16 protein-coding genes and 1 pseudogene are annotated in these 16,275 nt (G+C 70.2%); 5 read left to right on the top strand and 12 right to left on the bottom strand.

Annotated features, from left to right (window positions below; translation table 11 throughout):
* Window positions 1-8: 8 nt before the first annotated feature.
* On the bottom strand, window positions 9-1,154 hold the full coding sequence (rlmN, locus tag AB0H37_RS07825) for a 23S rRNA (adenine(2503)-C(2))-methyltransferase RlmN (protein WP_179833384.1): 1,146 nt from the start codon (window positions 1,152-1,154) through the stop codon (window positions 9-11).
* A 112-nt stretch (window positions 1,155-1,266) separates the two neighbouring features.
* Between rlmN and AB0H37_RS07820 the strand changes: the two genes are divergently transcribed.
* Window positions 1,267-2,412 (top strand): suppressor of fused domain protein, encoded by a 1,146-nt coding sequence (locus AB0H37_RS07820; protein ID WP_360611895.1) that lies wholly within the window; start codon window positions 1,267-1,269, stop codon window positions 2,410-2,412.
* A 58-nt stretch (window positions 2,413-2,470) separates the two neighbouring features.
* Here the strand turns inward: AB0H37_RS07820 and AB0H37_RS07815 are convergent, their stop codons facing one another.
* The 5 genes from AB0H37_RS07815 to rpsB all read right to left on the bottom strand — a co-directional run bounded on the left by AB0H37_RS07815 (window position 2,471) and on the right by rpsB (window position 6,874).
* Window positions 2,471-3,478 (bottom strand): phosphatidate cytidylyltransferase, encoded by a 1,008-nt coding sequence (locus AB0H37_RS07815; RefSeq protein WP_360611894.1) that lies wholly within the window; start codon window positions 3,476-3,478, stop codon window positions 2,471-2,473.
* On the bottom strand, window positions 3,478-4,035 hold the full coding sequence (frr, locus tag AB0H37_RS07810) for a ribosome recycling factor (RefSeq protein ID WP_179833382.1): 558 nt from the start codon (window positions 4,033-4,035) through the stop codon (window positions 3,478-3,480). The genes AB0H37_RS07815 and frr overlap by 1 nt, the downstream gene beginning before the upstream one ends.
* 75 nt (window positions 4,036-4,110) lie before the next feature.
* Window positions 4,111-4,890, bottom strand: coding sequence for a UMP kinase (gene pyrH, locus AB0H37_RS07805; protein ID WP_179833381.1), 780 nt, complete (start codon window positions 4,888-4,890; stop codon window positions 4,111-4,113).
* Between the two features lie 57 nt (window positions 4,891-4,947).
* Window positions 4,948-5,784: a translation elongation factor Ts gene (tsf, locus tag AB0H37_RS07800; RefSeq protein WP_179833380.1), complete on the bottom strand. Its 837-nt coding sequence runs from the start codon at window positions 5,782-5,784 to the stop codon at window positions 4,948-4,950.
* Between the two features lie 85 nt (window positions 5,785-5,869).
* The gene (gene rpsB, locus AB0H37_RS07795) at window positions 5,870-6,874 is read right to left on the bottom strand and encodes a 30S ribosomal protein S2 (RefSeq protein WP_360611893.1); all 1,005 of its coding nucleotides are present in this window, start codon (window positions 6,872-6,874) and stop codon (window positions 5,870-5,872) included.
* A 390-nt stretch (window positions 6,875-7,264) separates the two neighbouring features.
* Between rpsB and AB0H37_RS07790 the strand changes: the two genes are divergently transcribed.
* Entirely contained in the window at window positions 7,265-7,963 is a 699-nt protein-coding gene (locus AB0H37_RS07790; RefSeq protein WP_360611892.1) for a M23 family metallopeptidase, read from the top strand.
* 71 nt (window positions 7,964-8,034) lie between these two features.
* On the opposite strand, the gene AB0H37_RS07785 is transcribed toward AB0H37_RS07790, so the two are convergent.
* Window positions 8,035-8,949: a tyrosine recombinase XerC gene (locus AB0H37_RS07785; RefSeq protein WP_360611891.1), complete on the bottom strand. Its 915-nt coding sequence runs from the start codon at window positions 8,947-8,949 to the stop codon at window positions 8,035-8,037.
* A 155-nt stretch (window positions 8,950-9,104) separates the two neighbouring features.
* On the opposite strand from AB0H37_RS07785, the gene AB0H37_RS07780 reads away from it, so the two are divergent.
* From AB0H37_RS07780 to dprA, 3 genes are read left to right on the top strand one after another with little or no spacing between them, the layout of a single operon-like run.
* Window positions 9,105-9,455, top strand: coding sequence for a YraN family protein (locus AB0H37_RS07780; RefSeq protein WP_360611890.1), 351 nt, complete (start codon window positions 9,105-9,107; stop codon window positions 9,453-9,455).
* The gene (locus AB0H37_RS07775) at window positions 9,456-11,006 is read left to right on the top strand and encodes a YifB family Mg chelatase-like AAA ATPase (RefSeq protein ID WP_360611889.1); all 1,551 of its coding nucleotides are present in this window, start codon (window positions 9,456-9,458) and stop codon (window positions 11,004-11,006) included.
* A complete protein-coding gene (dprA, locus tag AB0H37_RS07770) occupies window positions 11,003-12,214 on the top strand; it encodes a DNA-processing protein DprA (RefSeq protein ID WP_360611888.1) in 1,212 nt (403 codons plus the stop codon). The genes AB0H37_RS07775 and dprA overlap by 4 nt, the downstream gene beginning before the upstream one ends.
* Window positions 12,215-12,692: 478 nt before the next feature.
* On the opposite strand, the gene AB0H37_RS07765 is transcribed toward dprA, so the two are convergent.
* The 5 genes and pseudogenes from AB0H37_RS07765 to AB0H37_RS07745 form a co-directional block, all read right to left on the bottom strand.
* On the bottom strand, window positions 12,693-13,007 hold the full coding sequence (locus AB0H37_RS07765) for a DUF2469 domain-containing protein (protein WP_179833374.1): 315 nt from the start codon (window positions 13,005-13,007) through the stop codon (window positions 12,693-12,695).
* Window positions 13,004-13,729 (bottom strand): ribonuclease HII, encoded by a 726-nt coding sequence (locus tag AB0H37_RS07760; protein ID WP_179833373.1) that lies wholly within the window; start codon window positions 13,727-13,729, stop codon window positions 13,004-13,006. The genes AB0H37_RS07765 and AB0H37_RS07760 overlap by 4 nt, the downstream gene beginning before the upstream one ends.
* A 432-nt stretch (window positions 13,730-14,161) precedes the next feature.
* A complete protein-coding gene (lepB, locus tag AB0H37_RS07755) occupies window positions 14,162-15,043 on the bottom strand; it encodes a signal peptidase I (RefSeq protein ID WP_229809848.1) in 882 nt (293 codons plus the stop codon).
* A gap of 168 nt (window positions 15,044-15,211) precedes the next feature.
* Complete coding sequence (gene rplS / locus AB0H37_RS07750) at window positions 15,212-15,562, bottom strand: 50S ribosomal protein L19 (RefSeq protein ID WP_089312872.1); 351 nt, start codon at window positions 15,560-15,562, stop codon at window positions 15,212-15,214.
* 118 nt (window positions 15,563-15,680) lie between these two features.
* Window positions 15,681-16,226, bottom strand: a pseudogene (locus tag AB0H37_RS07745) (tRNA (guanosine(37)-N1)-methyltransferase TrmD); the annotation flags it as partial.
* Window positions 16,227-16,275: the final 49 nt, after the last annotated feature.

Here is a 16,275-nt window from a genome sequence, read left to right as displayed (position 1 = left end):
CGGCGCGCTCAGTCCTTGGTCGCCGCGGCCAGCTGCCCGCAGGCCCCGTCGATCTCCCTGCCCCGAGTGTCGCGCACCGTGACCGGGACCCCGTGGGCCTCCAGCCGCCGGACGAACTCGCGCTCGTCCTCGGGCCGAGAGGCGGTCCACTTGGAACCCGGCGTCGGGTTCAACGGGATCAGATTGACGTGTACGAGATGCCCGCGCAAGAGCCTTCCGAGAAGATCAGCCCGCCAGGCCTGGTCGTTGATGTCCTTGATGAGGGCGTACTCGATGGACACGCGGCGCCCGCTGCGGTCGGCGTAGGCCCAGGCGGCGTCCAGGACCTCGGTGACCTTCCACCGGTTGTTGATGGGCACGAGGTCGTCGCGCAACTCGTCGTCGGGCGCGTGCAGGGACACCGCCAGCCTGACCGACATGTCCTCGGCGGCGAGCTTCTCGATGGCCGGGACGAGCCCGACCGTGGAGACCGTGACCGAACGCTGAGAGATGCCCAGCCCGGCGGGCGCCGGGTCGGTGATGCGCCTGACCGCGCCTATCACGGCCTTGTAGTTGGCCAGAGGCTCACCCATGCCCATGAAGACGATGTTGGAGACGCGGCCCGGACCCCCCGGGACGCGTCCACGGGCGAGTGCGCGCGCGCCCGCGGCGACCTGCTCGACTATCTCGGCCGTGGAAAGGTTGCGGGTGAGTCCGGCCTGACCGGTCGCGCAGAAGGGGCAGTTCATCCCGCAGCCCGCCTGGGACGAGACGCACATCGTCGCCCGGTCCGGGTACCGCATCAGGACCGACTCGAACAGGACGCCGTCAAAGGCTTTCCAGACGGTCTTGAGGGTCGTCCCGCCGTCGCAGTCCAACTCGCGTACGGGGGTCAGCAGCGAAGGGAGCAGCTCGGACACGAGGCGATCCCGGACGGCGGCCGGCAGGTCCGTCATGTTGGCGGGGTCGTCGGTCAGGCGCGCGAAGTAGTGGCGCGACAGCTGGTCGGCGCGGAACGGCTTCTCCCCCAGCGCGGCGACCGCCTCCCGGCGCTCGGCCGTGGTGAGGTCGGCGAGATGCCTCGGCGGCTTGCCGCGCCTCGGTGCGGCGAAGACGAGCTTCGCCGGGGTCTTCTTGGGCGCGGCGCCGGTCGCGGAGGGCTGGGTGGTAGACATGGTCCTCCCAGTGTCGCAAACACCTGCGCGTGCATCGTCCGTCCTGGACGCCCTCCATACCTGAACAGCGACATTCCTGCACACGGTCTTGTCTGCGGCTAAGGTCTCGATCATGTCGGTATTGCGCAGGGGCGCCGCCTCGCCCCGGGGGTCAGCGGCCACCGTCGTCCACGCGGCGGCCAGCCCGTACGGCAGCCGGCGGCTCACCGTCGAGACCGACGGCGAGGTCACCGCGGCCTATCTGAAGGACGCGCGTGACTCGGTGGTCGGAGCGGTGTGGGTCGCGAACCACCGCGAGGCCCCACGCGATCTGGAGCAGTCGCGGCTCGACGCGGGCCACGCCCCTCTGCTGCCGGAGTCCCATGTGCGCCACCCCGCAGGACGCCCAGCCCTGAACCCTGAGGGGCTGGAGGTCGTCTGGTTCGAGGAGGGCGACGGTGTGGCCCTCCTGGAGGAGGGCGACCTGCTGCTGGTGATCCCCGGCTGGTCGGACATGGGGCGCGGCATTCCCGGCTACGCCCGCGACGCCATGCTGCAGAGCCCGTTCGCCTTCCCTCTGGACGAGGAGATCGACGACTTCGGACCGCGCGTCGACCAGGCGCGCGAGCACTGGAAGAGGTGCCGCGCGGACGGCTCCTGGGCGGAGTTCCAGCAGTCGATTCTCGGTCACCTGCTGCAACGCCTGGGCCCGAGTGGCCACTACTGGCACGATGTCGGACGCCAGTTGGCGAGCGGCAAGCCGAGCATGGCGCCGACGGTGGGGGTCTCGGAGCGGCCCGCAAGGGGTGACCGGGAGTTCACCGTTCTGAGCACGGTCGGGATGAGCCGCCAGCGGATGCCCACGGTCGAACTGTACGAGGACGACGTCGCCCCCTACGGACGCATTGAACTGGCGGTCGCCAGTACTCTGCCCAGCCAGCGGTCGGGCAGCATCTTCCCGTGGCTGGCGCAATACCCGTGGCGGTCGGTGACGTGGTTCGCGCCTGGGGACGTCGTCAAGTGGTACCACGAGGCGCGCACGTTCCCCCTTGGCAATGGCGAGTCGTCCTGGGAGGGCGTGCTCCTCCTGGACGACCCGAACCGTCTCGCGGGTCCTGAGGCCCCCGGCATGACCGGGCTGAGGCTGAGCGGCGACGCCGTCCGATGGCTGTGGCTCGTGCCCATCACGGGCGAGGAGCACCGGTTCGCCAAGAGCGAGGGATCCGACGCGCTCATCCGGCGTCTGGCCCAGCAAGGCCGTTCCTGGGTCGTCTCCTGAGGGCGGCTCGTCTTTCAGGGGCGGTCCGCATCCGGCCAAGGAACGCCCCCAGGACGTCCTAACTGGGGACGAACAGTTCCAGCAGCAGCCAGACGACGGGGGCCGTCGCGACGAGGGAGTCGAGACGGTCCATCACTCCCCCGTGGCCGGGCAGGAGCGTTCCCATGTCCTTGATGCCGAGATCCCGCTTGATCATCGATTCGACGAGGTCGCCGGCGGTCGCGGTGACCACGGCGGCGAGCCCGATGATCACGCCCTGCCAGATGTGACCGCCGTCCAGGAGCCACCACACCAGCCACCCGCCGACGATCATGCAGGTGACGGCGGACCCGGTGACGCCCTCCCAGGTCTTCTTCGGGCTGATCGTGGGCGCGAGCTTGTGCTTGCCCAGGAAGGATCCGGCGAAATAGCCGCCGATGTCGCTGGCGACCGTGGTGGCGATGAAGATGACGGTGCGGTGGTCGCCGTCGTCGGGACGCATGAGCAGCGCGACGATCCCGCCCATCAGCACCAGGTAGCCGGCCACGAGCGATCCGGCGGTGACGTCCCGCACGTATCCGGGGGCGCCCTCGGTCATGCGCGTCATCAGCAGCGCCAGGACCGTCAGCGAGACCGCCGCGACGGTGGCGGTGGCGCCCCACACGTAGGCGACGACGGGCGTACCGACCATTCCCGTCGCGACGGGGATGAACGGGACGCGGATGTCACGGCTCTTGAAGGCCTCGGTCAGTTCCCGCATGCCGAGGAACAGGAACACGACCATCACGGCAAGGAAGATCTCCTTGACCGTGTACAGCGAGAGCAGTACGAGAGCGCCGAGCGCGACGCCTACGCCTATGGCGAGCGGGAGGTTTCGCCCCGTCTTGCCTTCAGGCTTCCGAGCGGGGGTCGCGCCGCCGGAAGGCACGGAGTCACCGGAAGGCACGGAGTCACCGGAAGACGGGGGGTCGCCGGAGCCGTCCGCCCCTGGGGGCGAGTCCAGTGCTTCACCGGGGGGTGGGCCGGCCATGTCGACCTCCGGCTCGTCCGGGGAGCCCGAGGGCTCCCCGGCGTCGTCGAGTCTCATCACACTTCGAGCAGTTCGGCCTTCTTGTGCTCGAGTAGCTCGTCGATCTGCGCCACGTAGCGGTGCGTCATGTCGTCGAGTTCCTTCTCGGCACGCCTGACCTCGTCCTCGCCGACCTCGCCGTCCTTGGCGAGCTTGTCGAGGGCGTCCTTGGCGCGGCGCCGGATGTTGCGGATGGAGACCCGGCTGTCCTCCGCCTTGGTGCCGGCGACCTTGATGAACTCCTTGCGGCGCTCCTCCGACAGGTCGGGGAAGACGACCCGGATGACGTTGCCGTCGTTGGTGGGGTTCACGCCGAGGTCGCTGTCGCGGATGGCCCTCTCCACCGCCTGCATGGACGACTTGTCGAAGACCTGGACGATGACCATGCGCGGTTCGGGGAGCGTGAACGACGCGAGCTGGTTGATCGGCGTCGGCGTCCCGTAGTACTCGGCCGTGATCTTGTTGAACATCGCGGGGGTGACCCGGCCGGTGCGGATGGCCTGGAAGTCCTCCTTGGCGACCGCGACCGCCTTCTCCATCTTCTCCTCGGCTTCGAGGAGGGTCTCGTCGATCACTGTGACTCCCGTGTCATCTGGTCGGCCCTGGTCCTGCGGTTCCGCGCCGCGTCCGGCGCGGCCCGTGGGCTGTGGTCAGCCCTCCGCCGGGCTGACCAGCGTGCCGATCTTCTCACCCCGGACGGCCCGGACGATGTTGCCCTGCCCCATGAGGTCGAAGACCACGATGGGGAGCGCGTTGTCCATGCAGAGGCTGATCGCCGTGGCGTCCATGACCTTCAGGCTCCGCTGTAGAACTTCACCGTATTCCAAACGGTCGAACTTGACCGCGTCTGGATTCTTTCGGGGATCGGCATCGTAGACACCGTCCACTTGCGTGGCCTTCAGTACCGCCTCCGCACCGATCTCCAGCGCGCGCTGGGCGGCGGTGGTGTCGGTGGAGAAGAACGGCTGGCCGAGCCCGGCGCCGAAGATGACCACGCGGCCCTTCTCTAGGTGCCGGATGGCGCGGCGCGGGATGTAGGGCTCGGCCACCTGGCTCATGGTGATGGCGGTCTGCACGCGCGTGTCGAGCCCGAGCTTCTCCAGGAAGTCCTGCAGGGCCAGGCAGTTGATGACGGTGCCGATCATCCCCATGTAGTCGGCGCGCCCGCGGTCCATGCCGCGCTCGGCCATGACGGCGCCGCGGAACATGTTGCCGCCGCCGCACACGACCGCCACCTGCACGCCGTCCCGGACGGCTTCGGCGATCGCCTCGGCGACGTGCTGGACGACCTCCGGGTCGATGCCGAGCGGGTCACGTCCGGCGAAGGCCTCGCCCGAGAGCTTCAGCAGCACCCTCTTCCAGCCCGCGCGTGGCGCGTGCTGGTCGGACGACGAGGCCGCCGTCGCGCTACTGGTCGTCTTGTCCGGCACGTCGGCGGCCTCCTCGTTGCTTTCGCTATGTCTCGGGTACTCGTCTCCAGAGTGCCCTTAAGCCTGCCCGACCTTGAACCGGGCGAAGCGGACGACCTTCACGCCGGCCTCGTCGAGGACCTTCGCGATCGTCTTCTTGTTGTCCTTCACGAACGCCTGTTCCACGAGCACGAAGTCGCGGAAGTAGGCGTTGACCCGACCCTCGACGATCTTCGGGATGGCTTGCTCGGGCTTGCCCTCGTCGCGGGTGAGCTGCTCGGCGAGCGCCCGCTCCTTCTCGATCGCCGCGGCGGGGATCTCGTCGCGGGTGAGGTACTTGGGGGCCATCGCCGCGATCTGCTGGGCGACGTCCTTGGCGACCTCGGGGTTCTCGCTGTCCAGCTCGACCAGCACGCCGGTGGTCGGCGGCAGCGACGGGTCGGACTTGTGCAGGTAGCTGGCCACGTAGGCGCCCTGGAAGTGGGCGAACCGGCGCAGCTCCAGCTTCTCACCGATCTTGGCGCTGTTCTCCTCGATCAGGGCCTGGACGGTCTTGCCGGGCTCGATCTCGATGGTCAGCAGGCCGGCGGCGTCAGCGGCACCGTTGGCGGCCGCGAACTCGACCAGGCGCTGGGCGAGTTCGATGAACTGCGCGTTCTTGGCGACGAAGTCGGTCTCGCAGTTGAGCTCCAGGAGCGCCCCGTCACCGGAGTTCGCAAAGTACTCGGCGACGAGGCCGTTGGCGGCGGTGCGCTCGGCACGCTTGCCGACGTCCTTGGCGCCCTTGAGACGCAGCAGCTCGGTCGCCTTCTCGAAGTCGCCGTCCGCCTCGGTGAGGGCGTTCTTCACGGCCATCATGCCGGAGCCGGTCAGGTCGCGCAGCCGCTTGACGTCAGCGGCGGTGAAGTTGGCCATCGCTCTCTTCGCTTCTCTCGTCGTTGGTCGTGGGACCCGCGACGGTCCCGGCGGCGTCCGCATGGACGCCGCCGGGACCGCGGGATCAAGCCTGCTCGGCCTCGGCTGCCTTGGGGGCCTCCTCAGCCGGAGCCTCGTCGGCCGGAGCGGCTTCGGGGGCCTCGTCGGCCGGAGCGGCCTCGGGGGCCTCAGCCGGAGCTTCGGCGGGAGCCTCAGCGGGGGCCTCAGCGGGGGCCTCAGCGGGGGCCTCAGCCGCGGCCTCGGTCTCGGCCGGGGCCTGCGCGGCTCCGTCGGCCTCGCCGGGCTTCAGCAGGTTGCGCTCCCACTCGGCCAGGGGCTCGCTGCCGGCGGCCGCGGTGCCCTCGGCGGGCTTCTCGTCGCCACCGGGGGCGGCGCCCGCACGGGCGATGAGGCCGTCCGCGACGGAGTCGGCGACGACGCGGGTCAGCAGGCTGACGCTGCGGATGGCGTCGTCGTTGCCCGGGACCGGGTAGTCGACCTCGTCGGGGTCGCAGTTGGTGTCGAGGATGGCCACGACCGGGATGCCGAGCTTCTTGGCCTCGTTGACCGCGATGTGCTCCTTCTTGGTGTCCACGATCCAGATGGCGCTCGGAACCTTCGCCATGTCGCGGATACCGCCGAGGGTGCGCTCCAGCTTGTCCTTCTCGCGGCGCAGGCCGAGGAGCTCCTTCTTCGTCATGCCGGAACCGGCCACGTCGTCGTAGTTGATCTCCTCCAGCTCCTTGAGCCGGGTGAGCCGCTTGTGGACGGTGGAGAAGTTCGTGAGCATGCCGCCCAGCCAGCGCTGGTTGACGTAGGGCATGCCGACCCGGGTCGCCTGCTCGGCGATGGACTCCTGGGCCTGCTTCTTGGTGCCGACGAACAGGATCGTCCCGCCGTGGGCGACCGTGGCCTTGACGAACTCGAAGGCGCGGTCGATGTAGGACAGCGACTGCTGCAGGTCGATGATGTAGATGCCGTTGCGCTCGGTGAGGATGAAGCGCTTCATCTTCGGGTTCCACCGGCGGGTCTGGTGGCCGAAGTGGACGCCGCTCTCGAGGAGCTGCCGCATGGTGACGACGGGTGCCATTGCCCGTGTTCTCCTTCTCTGGCCCTGCTGGGCCGCATTTGGTTATCTGCCTGCGCCCGGGTGCTGCCCCACCGTCGCCGAGGCGACGGACCGAGGGACTGCGCCCCACCAGGGTTGCGGTGGCATGCGGACGCGTGAAATCAGCCGCCGGGATACCTCCAGGCGGCTGTGACCCGTTGCCGGGTCTGGGTCCCGTCCGCTCTGGGAGCGGCTTCTCGTCTGCCCGCCCTGGAGCGGAACGATGACGGTCTGGCCCTGACCGGTGCCCTCTCGGACACACCTACAGATTATCAGGGTGCGAAGGTGTCCGTGCCTCATCGATTCCCGCAGTTATCCACAGTTCGCGAACCCCGTCGACGGGCGGCCCGGCCGAGGGGCAGGGTTCGGTCCATGACCGTGTTCTCGCTGCTCCTGACATGCATGATCGCCATCGGGTCGCCCGGCCTGGACGCCTGGCGCTGGCCTTTAGGGCCGCCGGCCCCGCAGGTGGCGCGCGGCTTCTCGCCCCCGGCCGTCCCTTGGGGCCCGGGCCACCGCGGTGTGGACCTCGCGGCGCGCCCTGGCCAGGCGGTCTACGCCGCCGGGCCGGGCCGCATCGCGTACGCCGACGATCTGGCGGGACGAGGGGTCGTGACCATCGACCACGGCGTCCTGCGGACCACGTACCTGCCCGTCCGCCCCAGCGTCCACGCCGGCCGCCGCGTCACGTCCGGCACGCGGATCGGCGTCCTGCAACGAGGGCTGCTCCACTGCCCCATAACGTGCCTGCACTGGGGTCTGCGCCGCGGCGCCCTCTACCTGAATCCGCTCAACCTCGTCCAGCGCCAGGTACGCCTCCTGCCTCTCTGGCACCAGCCCACACCAACGGCGACCCCTCGCCCCGTTGATTCGCCGTCTCCGCAGCCCAGGATGGCCCTGCGCGACGCCGCCACCGCCACGGGCGGAGCACTGTCGGGCATGCTCCTGGCCTTCGCCCTGGCCTTCGCCTGGCGTCGAACCCGCCTCCGCTTCCGACTGCACCGCCGCCGCCGTCAGCCACCAGGCGTCATCAACCTCTCCCAGGAACGCCGCCTACGCCGCGCTCCCTGATCCGTCCCGCCGCCCGGCTCCACCACAGCCGGGCGGCAACCCCGCACCACACCCCAGAACGATCGGGCGGGTCACAGCTCGCGGCGGGTGCCTCGGGGGTGGGCTTGGCGGTGGACCTGCCTCAGGCGTTCGGCCGATACGTGTGTGTAGATCTGGGTCGTCTGCAAGGACGCGTGGCCGAGAATCTCCTGGACGCTGCGCAGATCGGCGCCGCCTTCAAGGAGGTGGGTGGCGGCGGAGTGACGGAGGCCGTGCGGACCGAGGTCGGGAATCTGCCCTACCTCCGAGATCCTCGTGTGGACGATCCGCCGGGCGCTCGTAGGGTGCAGGCGCCCTCCCCGTGCGCCGAGGAAGAGAGCGGGGCCACTGTTCTCGGTCGCGAGTGCGGGGCGTCCGGCGCGCAGCCAATCCTGGACGGCGCGGGCAGCGGGCTCTCCCAGAGGAACCGTGCGCTCACGCCCGCCCTTACCCAGGACTCGAACGGTCCTGCGACCGGTGTCGAGGTCGTCGACGTCGAGCCCGCAGAGTTCGCTCACGCGGACTCCCGTGCCGTAGAGAACCTCCAGGACGGCCAGATCGCGAAGCCCCACCGGGCCTTCGGCGTCCACGGTGTCCAGGAGATGTGCCGCATCGTCCTGAGTGAGGACGGCGGGAAGATCACGCCGTCGTTGAGGCGTGCCCAGCAGCAGACCGGGGTCGTTCTCCAGAAGCCGCCGCCGGTGCAGATGGCGGGTGAAGGCGCGGACTGCCGCCGTCCGTCGGGCCAGGGTCGCCCGGGATCGGCCCAGCGCATGTTGACGGGCGAGCCAGGCCCGCAACACCGTGATATCCAGTTCGGCCGGTTCCACCAGGCCGGCATGGGCGGCATAGGCGCAGAAGTCGGCCAGATCGCCGAGATAGGCCCGCAGGGTGTGGGGCGAGACGCCCCGCTCGGCGCGCAGATGACGGCCGAACTCGGCGACGGCGTCCTCCAGCGCGTTGGTCACAGGCGTCACGCTGCGCCAAGGCCCCGACCGAAGCAAGCACCGAACCCCGGTTTCGAGCGAATCACCCGGAAGCTCCCCCAAGTTATCCACAGAAAGCCATTCTGCGATGACGTTCCGTGAGCCTGCGGCACTGTCGAAGGCCGGAGGTGAGGCCCATGACTGCCCACATCGATCTCGGCCGCCGCGGCGAGGACGCCGCCGTCCGGTACCTGGCCGGACTCGGCTGGACGATCCTCGACCGCAACTGGCGGTGTCCCGAAGGTGAACTGGACATCATCGCCCACGACGGGCGGCGTCACGTCGTGTGCGAGGTGAAGACCCGCCGGTCGGCCCGCTTCGGTGATCCCTTCGACGCGATCACCGTCGACAAGGCCACCCGGTTACGGCGGCTGGCCTGGCGATGGGCCACCGCGCACGGCGTCAGCGGCGCACCGATGCGGGTGGACGTGCTCGGCCTGATCGGCGACGACGACTTCTCGATCGATCACCTGAAGGAGGTGTGCTAGATGACGCTGGCCAGAACGCGCTCGGTCTCCCTCGTCGGCGTGGACGGGTTCGTCGTGGACGTCGAGGCGGCCATCACCAGCGGCGTCCCGGGCCTGCACCTCGTCGGCCTCCCGGACACCGCCCTCAGCGAGGCCCGCGACCGCGTCAGGGCGGCGATCTTCAACTCTGGCGAGGACTGGCCCAACCGCCATGTCACGGTCTCGCTGTTCCCCGCGAGCATGCCGAAGAAGGGCGCGACCTTTGACTTGGCCATAGCAATCGCGCTACTCGGGGCGGCGGAGGTGGTCCCGCCGCGCAGCTGCGCGGAGATGGTACTGATCGGCGAGCTTGGCCTGGACGGGCGCGTCCGGCCCGCCCAGGGCGTGCTGCCCGCCGTGCTGGCCGCCGCGAACCGCGGGTACCGCACGGTCGTCGTGCCGCGCGCCAACGCCGAGGAGGCCGAACTCGTCCCGGATACGAAGGTGGTCCCCGCGAGCACGCTCCGCGGGCTGCTGTGCTTGCTGCGCGACGAACCACCGCCCTTCGAGGAGGACGAGGAAGACTCACCTGCGACCCCGAAAGGGTTCGGCCTGGGGCAACAGACCATCCCGCCCGACCTGGATCTGGCCGACGTCAGGGGGCAGGCCGAGGCCCGCCGCGCCCTGGAGATCAGCGCCGCGGGAGGGCACCACCTGTTCTTCGCCGGTCCGCCGGGCTGCGGGAAGACCATGCTCGCGGAGCGGCTCCCGACGCTGATGCCGCCCCTCGAACCGGAGGTGGCCCTGGAGGTCACCGCGATCCACTCCGTCGCCGGGACCCTCCGGCCGGGCCAGCCCCTGATCACACAACCCCCGTTCTACGCGCCGCACCACACGGCCTCCCGTGCCTCGATGGTCGGCGGCGGCTCGGGCCGCGTGCTCCAACCGGGCGCGGTCTCCCTGGCCCACCGAGGGATCCTCTTTCTGGACGAGGCGCCGGAGTTCATCGCCGGGACGCTCGACGCCCTGCGGCAACCGCTCGAAGAGGGCGAAGTGCGGATCAGCCGCATCGAGGGCATCGCGCACTTCCCCGCCAGGTTCACACTCGTCCTCGCGGCGAATCCGTGCCCGTGCGCCGCGGCGAAGCAGATCGACTGCTCCTGCGCCCCGGGCATCCGCCGCAAGTACGCCAGCCGGGTGTCCGGCCCGCTGCTCGACCGCATCGACCTCAAGCTGGAGCTCACCCCGGCCAGCCGAGCCGAGCTCCGCTACGACCTGGAGTTCGCCGAGTCGAGCAAGGTGGTGGCCGAACGGGTCATGCTGGCCCGCGAACGAACGATGAGACGCCTGGCCGGCACCCCGTGGCGGTCCAACTCCGAGGTCCCCGGGCCCGAACTGCGCCGCCGCTTCACACCGCCCCAGGAGGCGATGCACGGCCCCGACGAAGCCTTGCACCGGGGCACGCTCAGCGCACGCGGCCTCGACCGGATCCTGCGGGTGGCCTGGACGATCGCCGACCTCGCGGGCCACGACGAACCCGGGCCGGACGACGTCGGCGGCGCGCTCACCCTCTGGTCCGCGGGGCGCCAATGAGCGACGAGCGAACCGCCCGCGCCACCCTGACCGCGGTGGCGGAACCCGGAGACGCCTTCCTCAACCGGATGATCGACCACTGCGGCCCCGAGGACGCACTGGAGGCCATCCGGTCCACACGGCTCCCCCAGAGCCTGCCGGCCACCCCCCAGGAGGTTCGGCGTCTCGACAACTGGCGGATCCGGCTCATCGCAGCGGAACCCGACCAGGACATGGCCGTCTGCGCCCGGTTCCGCGGCCGCCTCATCTGCCCGGGAGAGCCCGAATGGCCGACGACCCTCGACGATCTCGGCGCCGGCCGCCCGTACGCCCTGTGGCTGCGCGGCCCCGGCGACCTGCGCTACAGCTGCCTGCGTTCGGTCGCCATCGTCGGCTCCCGCGCCGCGTCCCCCTACGGCCTGCGCGCCGCCGCCGACTTCGCCTCCGAACTCGCCGACCAGGGCTGGACGGTGATCTCCGGCGGCGCCCTCGGCATCGACGCGGCCGCCCACCGCGGCGCCCTGGCCGCCGACGGCCCGACCGTCGCGGTCCTGGCGAACGGCGTGGACGTCCCCTACCCGGCGTCCAACGAGGGGCTCTTCGCCGAGATGGCGCGGCGATCGCTCCTCGTGAGCGAGTCACCGCCGGGCGCCCACCCGCACCGCCTCCGCTTCCTCGTCCGCAACCGGGTGATCGCGGCCCTCTCCCGGGGCACGGTCATCGTCGAGGCGGAGGCGCGCAGCGGCGCCCTCAACACCGCCGGCTGGGCGGCCAGACTCGGCCGCGTGGTCATGGCCGTGCCGGGCCCGATCACCTCTCGCTCCTCGATCGGCTGCCACCGCCTCCTCCGCGAGGAGGGCGCCACGCTCGTCACCCGCCCCGAGGAGATCATCGAGGCCGTCGGCCGCATCGGCGCCGACCTGGCCCCGCCACCGGCCACCCCCGTCCTGCCCCGCGACCGCCTGGAATCGGTGACCCGCTCCGTCCTGGAGGCCTTCCCGGCCCGCGGCGCCGCCGGCCCCGCCCAACTCGCCGTCAACGCGGGCGTGGACCTGAACACCGTCAACGCCAAACTCGGCCTGCTCGCCGCAGGCGGCTTCATAGAGCGCACGCCCTCCGGCTGGCGCCTGACGAAGTCCGGCAGGTCGAACACCCCACCCGCCATGCAGTCGGCCGCCCCTCCGCCCCTCCCCCGCGTCGGCAACGACCACCCACAGGAGCCCCCATGACCGTCGCCGCATGATCAGCCTGGGTGTCGGGTGTCAGCGCCCGGTGTCAGCGCCCGGCGCCCAGTGTCCCGCGCCCGGTCTCGGGTGTCTGGTGTCCGGTGTCCCGCGCCCGGTCTCGGATGTCCCGCGCCCGGTGCCCGGTGCCGGGTGCCGGGTGCCAGGTGCCAGGTGCCGGGTGTTGGGTGCCGGAAAAGGAGGCACCACTGGGCGTCCTATGGCGGAGCCGGTGGGGAGCACTGCGGATGGCGGCGGGAAGGGACACGTTGTCGTGGACGGGGCGCTCGCGCCGATCGACCGGTTGTCTGCCGTTTTGTCGGCGCCCTGCAACGACCACCGCGGGGGCGCACTCAAGGGGGTCATGTCGGCGATCGGGGGGCCATGACCGGCGATCGGGCGGCGAAGCATCGGCTCGGGGGCGTGAGGGGCTCCCCCGGCCATCACTGGTTCAGCGGAGGAAGCGGTCGTGCATGTCGGAGGACTACTCCTCGGCGGGGAGCTCGAAATCGCTCTTCGCCAGCTCCTCGACGTTGACGTCCTTGAACGTGACGACTCGAACGTTCTTGACGAAGCGGGCCGGACGGTACATGTCCCAGACCCACGCGTCCTGCATGGTGACCTCGAAGAAGACCTCTCCGTTGTCGACGCTGCGCACCTGGAGGTCGACCGAGTTCGTGAGGTAGAAGCGGCGCTCGGTCTCGACGACGTAGCTGAACAGCCCCAGGACGTCGCGGTACTCGCGATAGAGCTGCAACTCCATCTCGGTCTCGTACTTCTCGAGATCCTCCGCGCTCACGCTCGTGCCCCTTCCGTGCGGTCCTCATCGGGGAGCTCCCCCTCGGTCTCCTCCTCCAGGACCACATCTCCATTGTTACGCAAGGCACGCCCCACGTTGACGTAGGAGAACCGATGCTCAGGACACGGACCGTGCACTTCGAGCGCCCTGCCGTGCGCACGGGTCACATAGCCCTTGTGAACATCGAAGCCGTACTCGGGATACCGCTCATGGAGGTCCACCATGATCCGGTCCCTGGTGACCTTCGCGATGATGGACGCCGCGGCGACGCAGGCCGCGACCTGGTCACCCTTGATCATCGGGAGGCCGGGGACGTCCAGCCCCGGCACCGGGAACCCGTCGCTGATCACATACGCGGGGCGCCTGTCGAGGGCGGCCAGCGCCCGCCGCATTCCGGTGATGTTGCACCGGTGCAGCCCCAACCGGTCGATGTCATGGCACGGGATGACGATCGCGCTCCACGCGTGGGCACGTTCGGTGATCTCCGCGTACAGCCGCTCCCGGCGCGCGGGTGTGAGCAGCTTGGAATCCGTGAGGCCGTCGATCTTCCCTCGTCCGCCCTGAAGGATCACCGCGCCGACGACCATCGGCCCGGCGCAGGCTCCCCGCCCCGCCTCGTCGACTCCGGCGACGGGGCTGAAACCCGCGTGGCCGAGAGCCCGCTCGTACGCGAACAGTCCTGCGTCCCGGCGCGGTGTGAAACGGAGTGGACGACCGTTCATGCTCCGCAGCGTACGTCCCAGCGAGCCCCGGCCGCTCCCCGAACGCCACCCTTACTGCCGTATGCCGCACCACACCGAAAACCACCCAAGCCAGAAAGCGGCCCACAGGTCCTGTTCGCCCTCCAGCACCACACCGCCCCCACCCCGCGACCAATCGCCCTCGACGAGCCGAGCACCAGCGCACTCACCGCCGACAGCAGAACTCTGGCGGCGCGGCCACGGCGGCGACCACCGGCAGGCTCTCCACGCCACCGGCCCTCGCGCCTCCGGCCGGCCTGCCTTTACGTGGGCCGGTTGAGGAGGGCGGGGATGGCGAAGGACCAAGGGGTCCTGGACGGAGTTCATCGGCACGGCCGATCACGCGCGCGGCTTCAGAACCCGGAGCGGTCGGGGCCTCGGTCGGGCCGCCGCCGGTTCGGTCGGTTCGCGTGGTCAGGTTTTGTAGTGGCGGCGGCGTCTGAGGTAGGCGAGAGGCAAGGTGCAGAGGATGCCCAGGGCGTAGGGGGCGGCCGGGAGGGCGGCTGCGCCGGACTTCTCCAGGGCGGGTTGTTTGAAGGTGGCCGGGATCGGCAGAGTGCCGAGGCGGTCCAGAGGCCAGACGATGACGAAGGCGCGGCCGATGACCCGGTCGATCGGGATGGTGCCGCCGCCCGGGTCGCCGCGATGGGAGCGGGAGTCGTAGGACAGTTCGCGGTGGTCGCCCATCACCCAGAGCTGACCCGGCTTCACGGTGACGTCGAAGGGGTCGTTGGAGGGCTTGTTCTGCTCATGGGTGATCGGGTCGGTGAAGATGTAGGACTTCTCTTCCAGGGGGACGCCGTTGACGGTGACGCGGCCCTGGGCGTCGCAGCACTTGACGTGGTCGCCGGGGATGCCGATGACGCGCTTGATGTAGTCCTTCTCGTTGGGCGCGACGCCGAAGGCGGTGCCCACGGCGCGCAGGGCCTTGGAGACGGGATTGCTGGGCTCGTCGACCTGGACCTCGGGATCCCAGGAGTCGAGGCCGTTGAAGACGATGACGTCACCGCGGGCGATGTCCCGGGTGTGGTAGACGATCTTGTTGACCAGGACGCGGTCGCCGACCTGGAGGGTGTTCTCCATGGAGCCGGACGGAATGTAGAACGCCTGGACCGCGAACGCCTTGATGACCAGGGCCAGCACGACGGCGACCACGATGAGGACGGGAAGCTCTTTCCAGAAGGAGCCCTGCTTCTTCTTTCGCTTGCCGTCTTCTTCGGAGTCGTCGGCCGTTTCGTCGGCCGAGTCCACGGGCTCCTTCTCTTCGGGCACCGCGCCCTCGGCTTCGGATCGCACGTCTCTCCGATCGTCCTCATCAGTCATCAGAGCGAAAGCCTAGCGGCGCGGTGCCCATGGGACGCCGCGCGTGGGCGTGTCGCCGACGGCCAAGCCGATCATCTCCGTCCAGAACGGGCAACGCCCCGGGCACCGTCGCGGGTTCCCGGGGCGTCGTGGTCCATCGGCTCAGTGGTCGCGCTTCTCCTTGATGCGCGCGGCCTTGCCGCGCAGGTTGCGCAGGTAGTACAGCTTGGCGCGGCGGACGTCGCCGCGGGTGACGACCTCGATCTTGTCGATGGAGGGGCTGTTGATCGGGAACGTCCGCTCGACGCCGACGCTGTAGCTGACCTTCCGGACGGTGAAGGTCTCGCGGGCGCCGCCGCCCTGCCGCCGGATCACCACGCCCTGGAAGACCTGGATACGGCTCCGGTTGCCCTCGGTGACGCGCACGTGCACCTTCAGCGTGTCGCCCGGACGGAAGTCCGGGACGTCGGCGCGCATCGCGGCCTTCTCGATCTCCTGGATCAGGGTGTGCATCGCAGCGTTTCCTCGTGGTCGAACGCGGGCGTCGAGAGGCCCCGGTGGGTCCTGCGTGGGGGCGTCGCGCCGCGGAAAGTGGTCTTGGGGTGCCGTGCGGTCAAGACGCACGGACGCTTTAGTCTGCCATACCTTCGCCGTCAACCGGAAAACCGGCCTCGCGCAGCACGGCGCGGTCGTGCTTGTCGAGGGCCTCCGGAGCGAGGCGGGAGAGCAGTTCGGGGCGGTGCCGGGCCGTCCGGCGCAGCGCCTCGTCGCGCCGCCACCGGGCGATCGCGCCATGGTGTCCCGAAAGAAGAATGTCCGGAACAGGCCGCTCGCGCCAGACAGGAGGCTTGGTGTAGACGGGGCCTTCCACGAGCGATTCCATCGCGCCCGGGGCGAAGGAGTCGTCGGCGACCGAGTCCGCGTTGCCGAGGACGCCGGGCAGAAGGCGGCCGATCGCCTCCACCATGACGAGGACGGCGACCTCCCCGCCGGCGAGGACGAAGTCGCCGAGGCTGACCTCGTCCACCGGCATCCGGGTACGGGCCTCCTCGGCGACGCGGGAGTCGATGCCCTCGTAGCGTCCGCAGGCGAAGATCAGCCACGGCTCCGCCGCGTACCGCACCGCGTCCGCCTGTGTGAACGGCCGCCCGCTCGGTGTCGGAATGATCAACCGCGGCACCATCCCGGGGGCCACCTCGGCGGCGGATGCCCCTCTGCCGGACGTC

This window comes from Actinomadura sp. NPDC023710, assembly GCF_040639875.1.
GTDB classification, from domain to species: Bacteria; Actinomycetota; Actinomycetes; order Streptosporangiales; family Streptosporangiaceae; genus Spirillospora; species Spirillospora citrea.
The sequence above is the reverse complement of the archived record's forward strand: the minus strand, read 5'-3'. Positions and strand labels throughout refer to the sequence as shown.

Bases quoted from the DNA above. Each gene is read 5' to 3' on its own strand.
- tsf (WP_179833380.1), bottom strand. From the start codon at position 5,784: ATGGCCAACTTCACCGCCGCTGACGTCAAGCGGCTGCGCGACCTGACC.
- AB0H37_RS07815 (WP_360611894.1), bottom strand. From the start codon at position 3,478: ATGAGACTCGACGACGCCGGGGAGCCCTCGGGCTCCCCGGACGAGCCG.
- AB0H37_RS07775 (WP_360611889.1), top strand. From the start codon at position 9,456: ATGACGCTGGCCAGAACGCGCTCGGTCTCCCTCGTCGGCGTGGACGGG.
- AB0H37_RS07790 (WP_360611892.1), top strand. From the start codon at position 7,265: ATGACCGTGTTCTCGCTGCTCCTGACATGCATGATCGCCATCGGGTCG.
- rlmN (WP_179833384.1), bottom strand. From the start codon at position 1,154: ATGTCTACCACCCAGCCCTCCGCGACCGGCGCCGCGCCCAAGAAGACC.
- dprA (WP_360611888.1), top strand. From the start codon at position 11,003: ATGAGCGACGAGCGAACCGCCCGCGCCACCCTGACCGCGGTGGCGGAA.
- AB0H37_RS07760 (WP_179833373.1), bottom strand. From the start codon at position 13,729: ATGAACGGTCGTCCACTCCGTTTCACACCGCGCCGGGACGCAGGACTG.
- rpsB (WP_360611893.1), bottom strand. From the start codon at position 6,874: ATGGCACCCGTCGTCACCATGCGGCAGCTCCTCGAGAGCGGCGTCCAC.
- AB0H37_RS07820 (WP_360611895.1), top strand. From the start codon at position 1,267: ATGTCGGTATTGCGCAGGGGCGCCGCCTCGCCCCGGGGGTCAGCGGCC.
- AB0H37_RS07780 (WP_360611890.1), top strand. From the start codon at position 9,105: ATGACTGCCCACATCGATCTCGGCCGCCGCGGCGAGGACGCCGCCGTC.
- rplS (WP_089312872.1), bottom strand. From the start codon at position 15,562: ATGCACACCCTGATCCAGGAGATCGAGAAGGCCGCGATGCGCGCCGAC.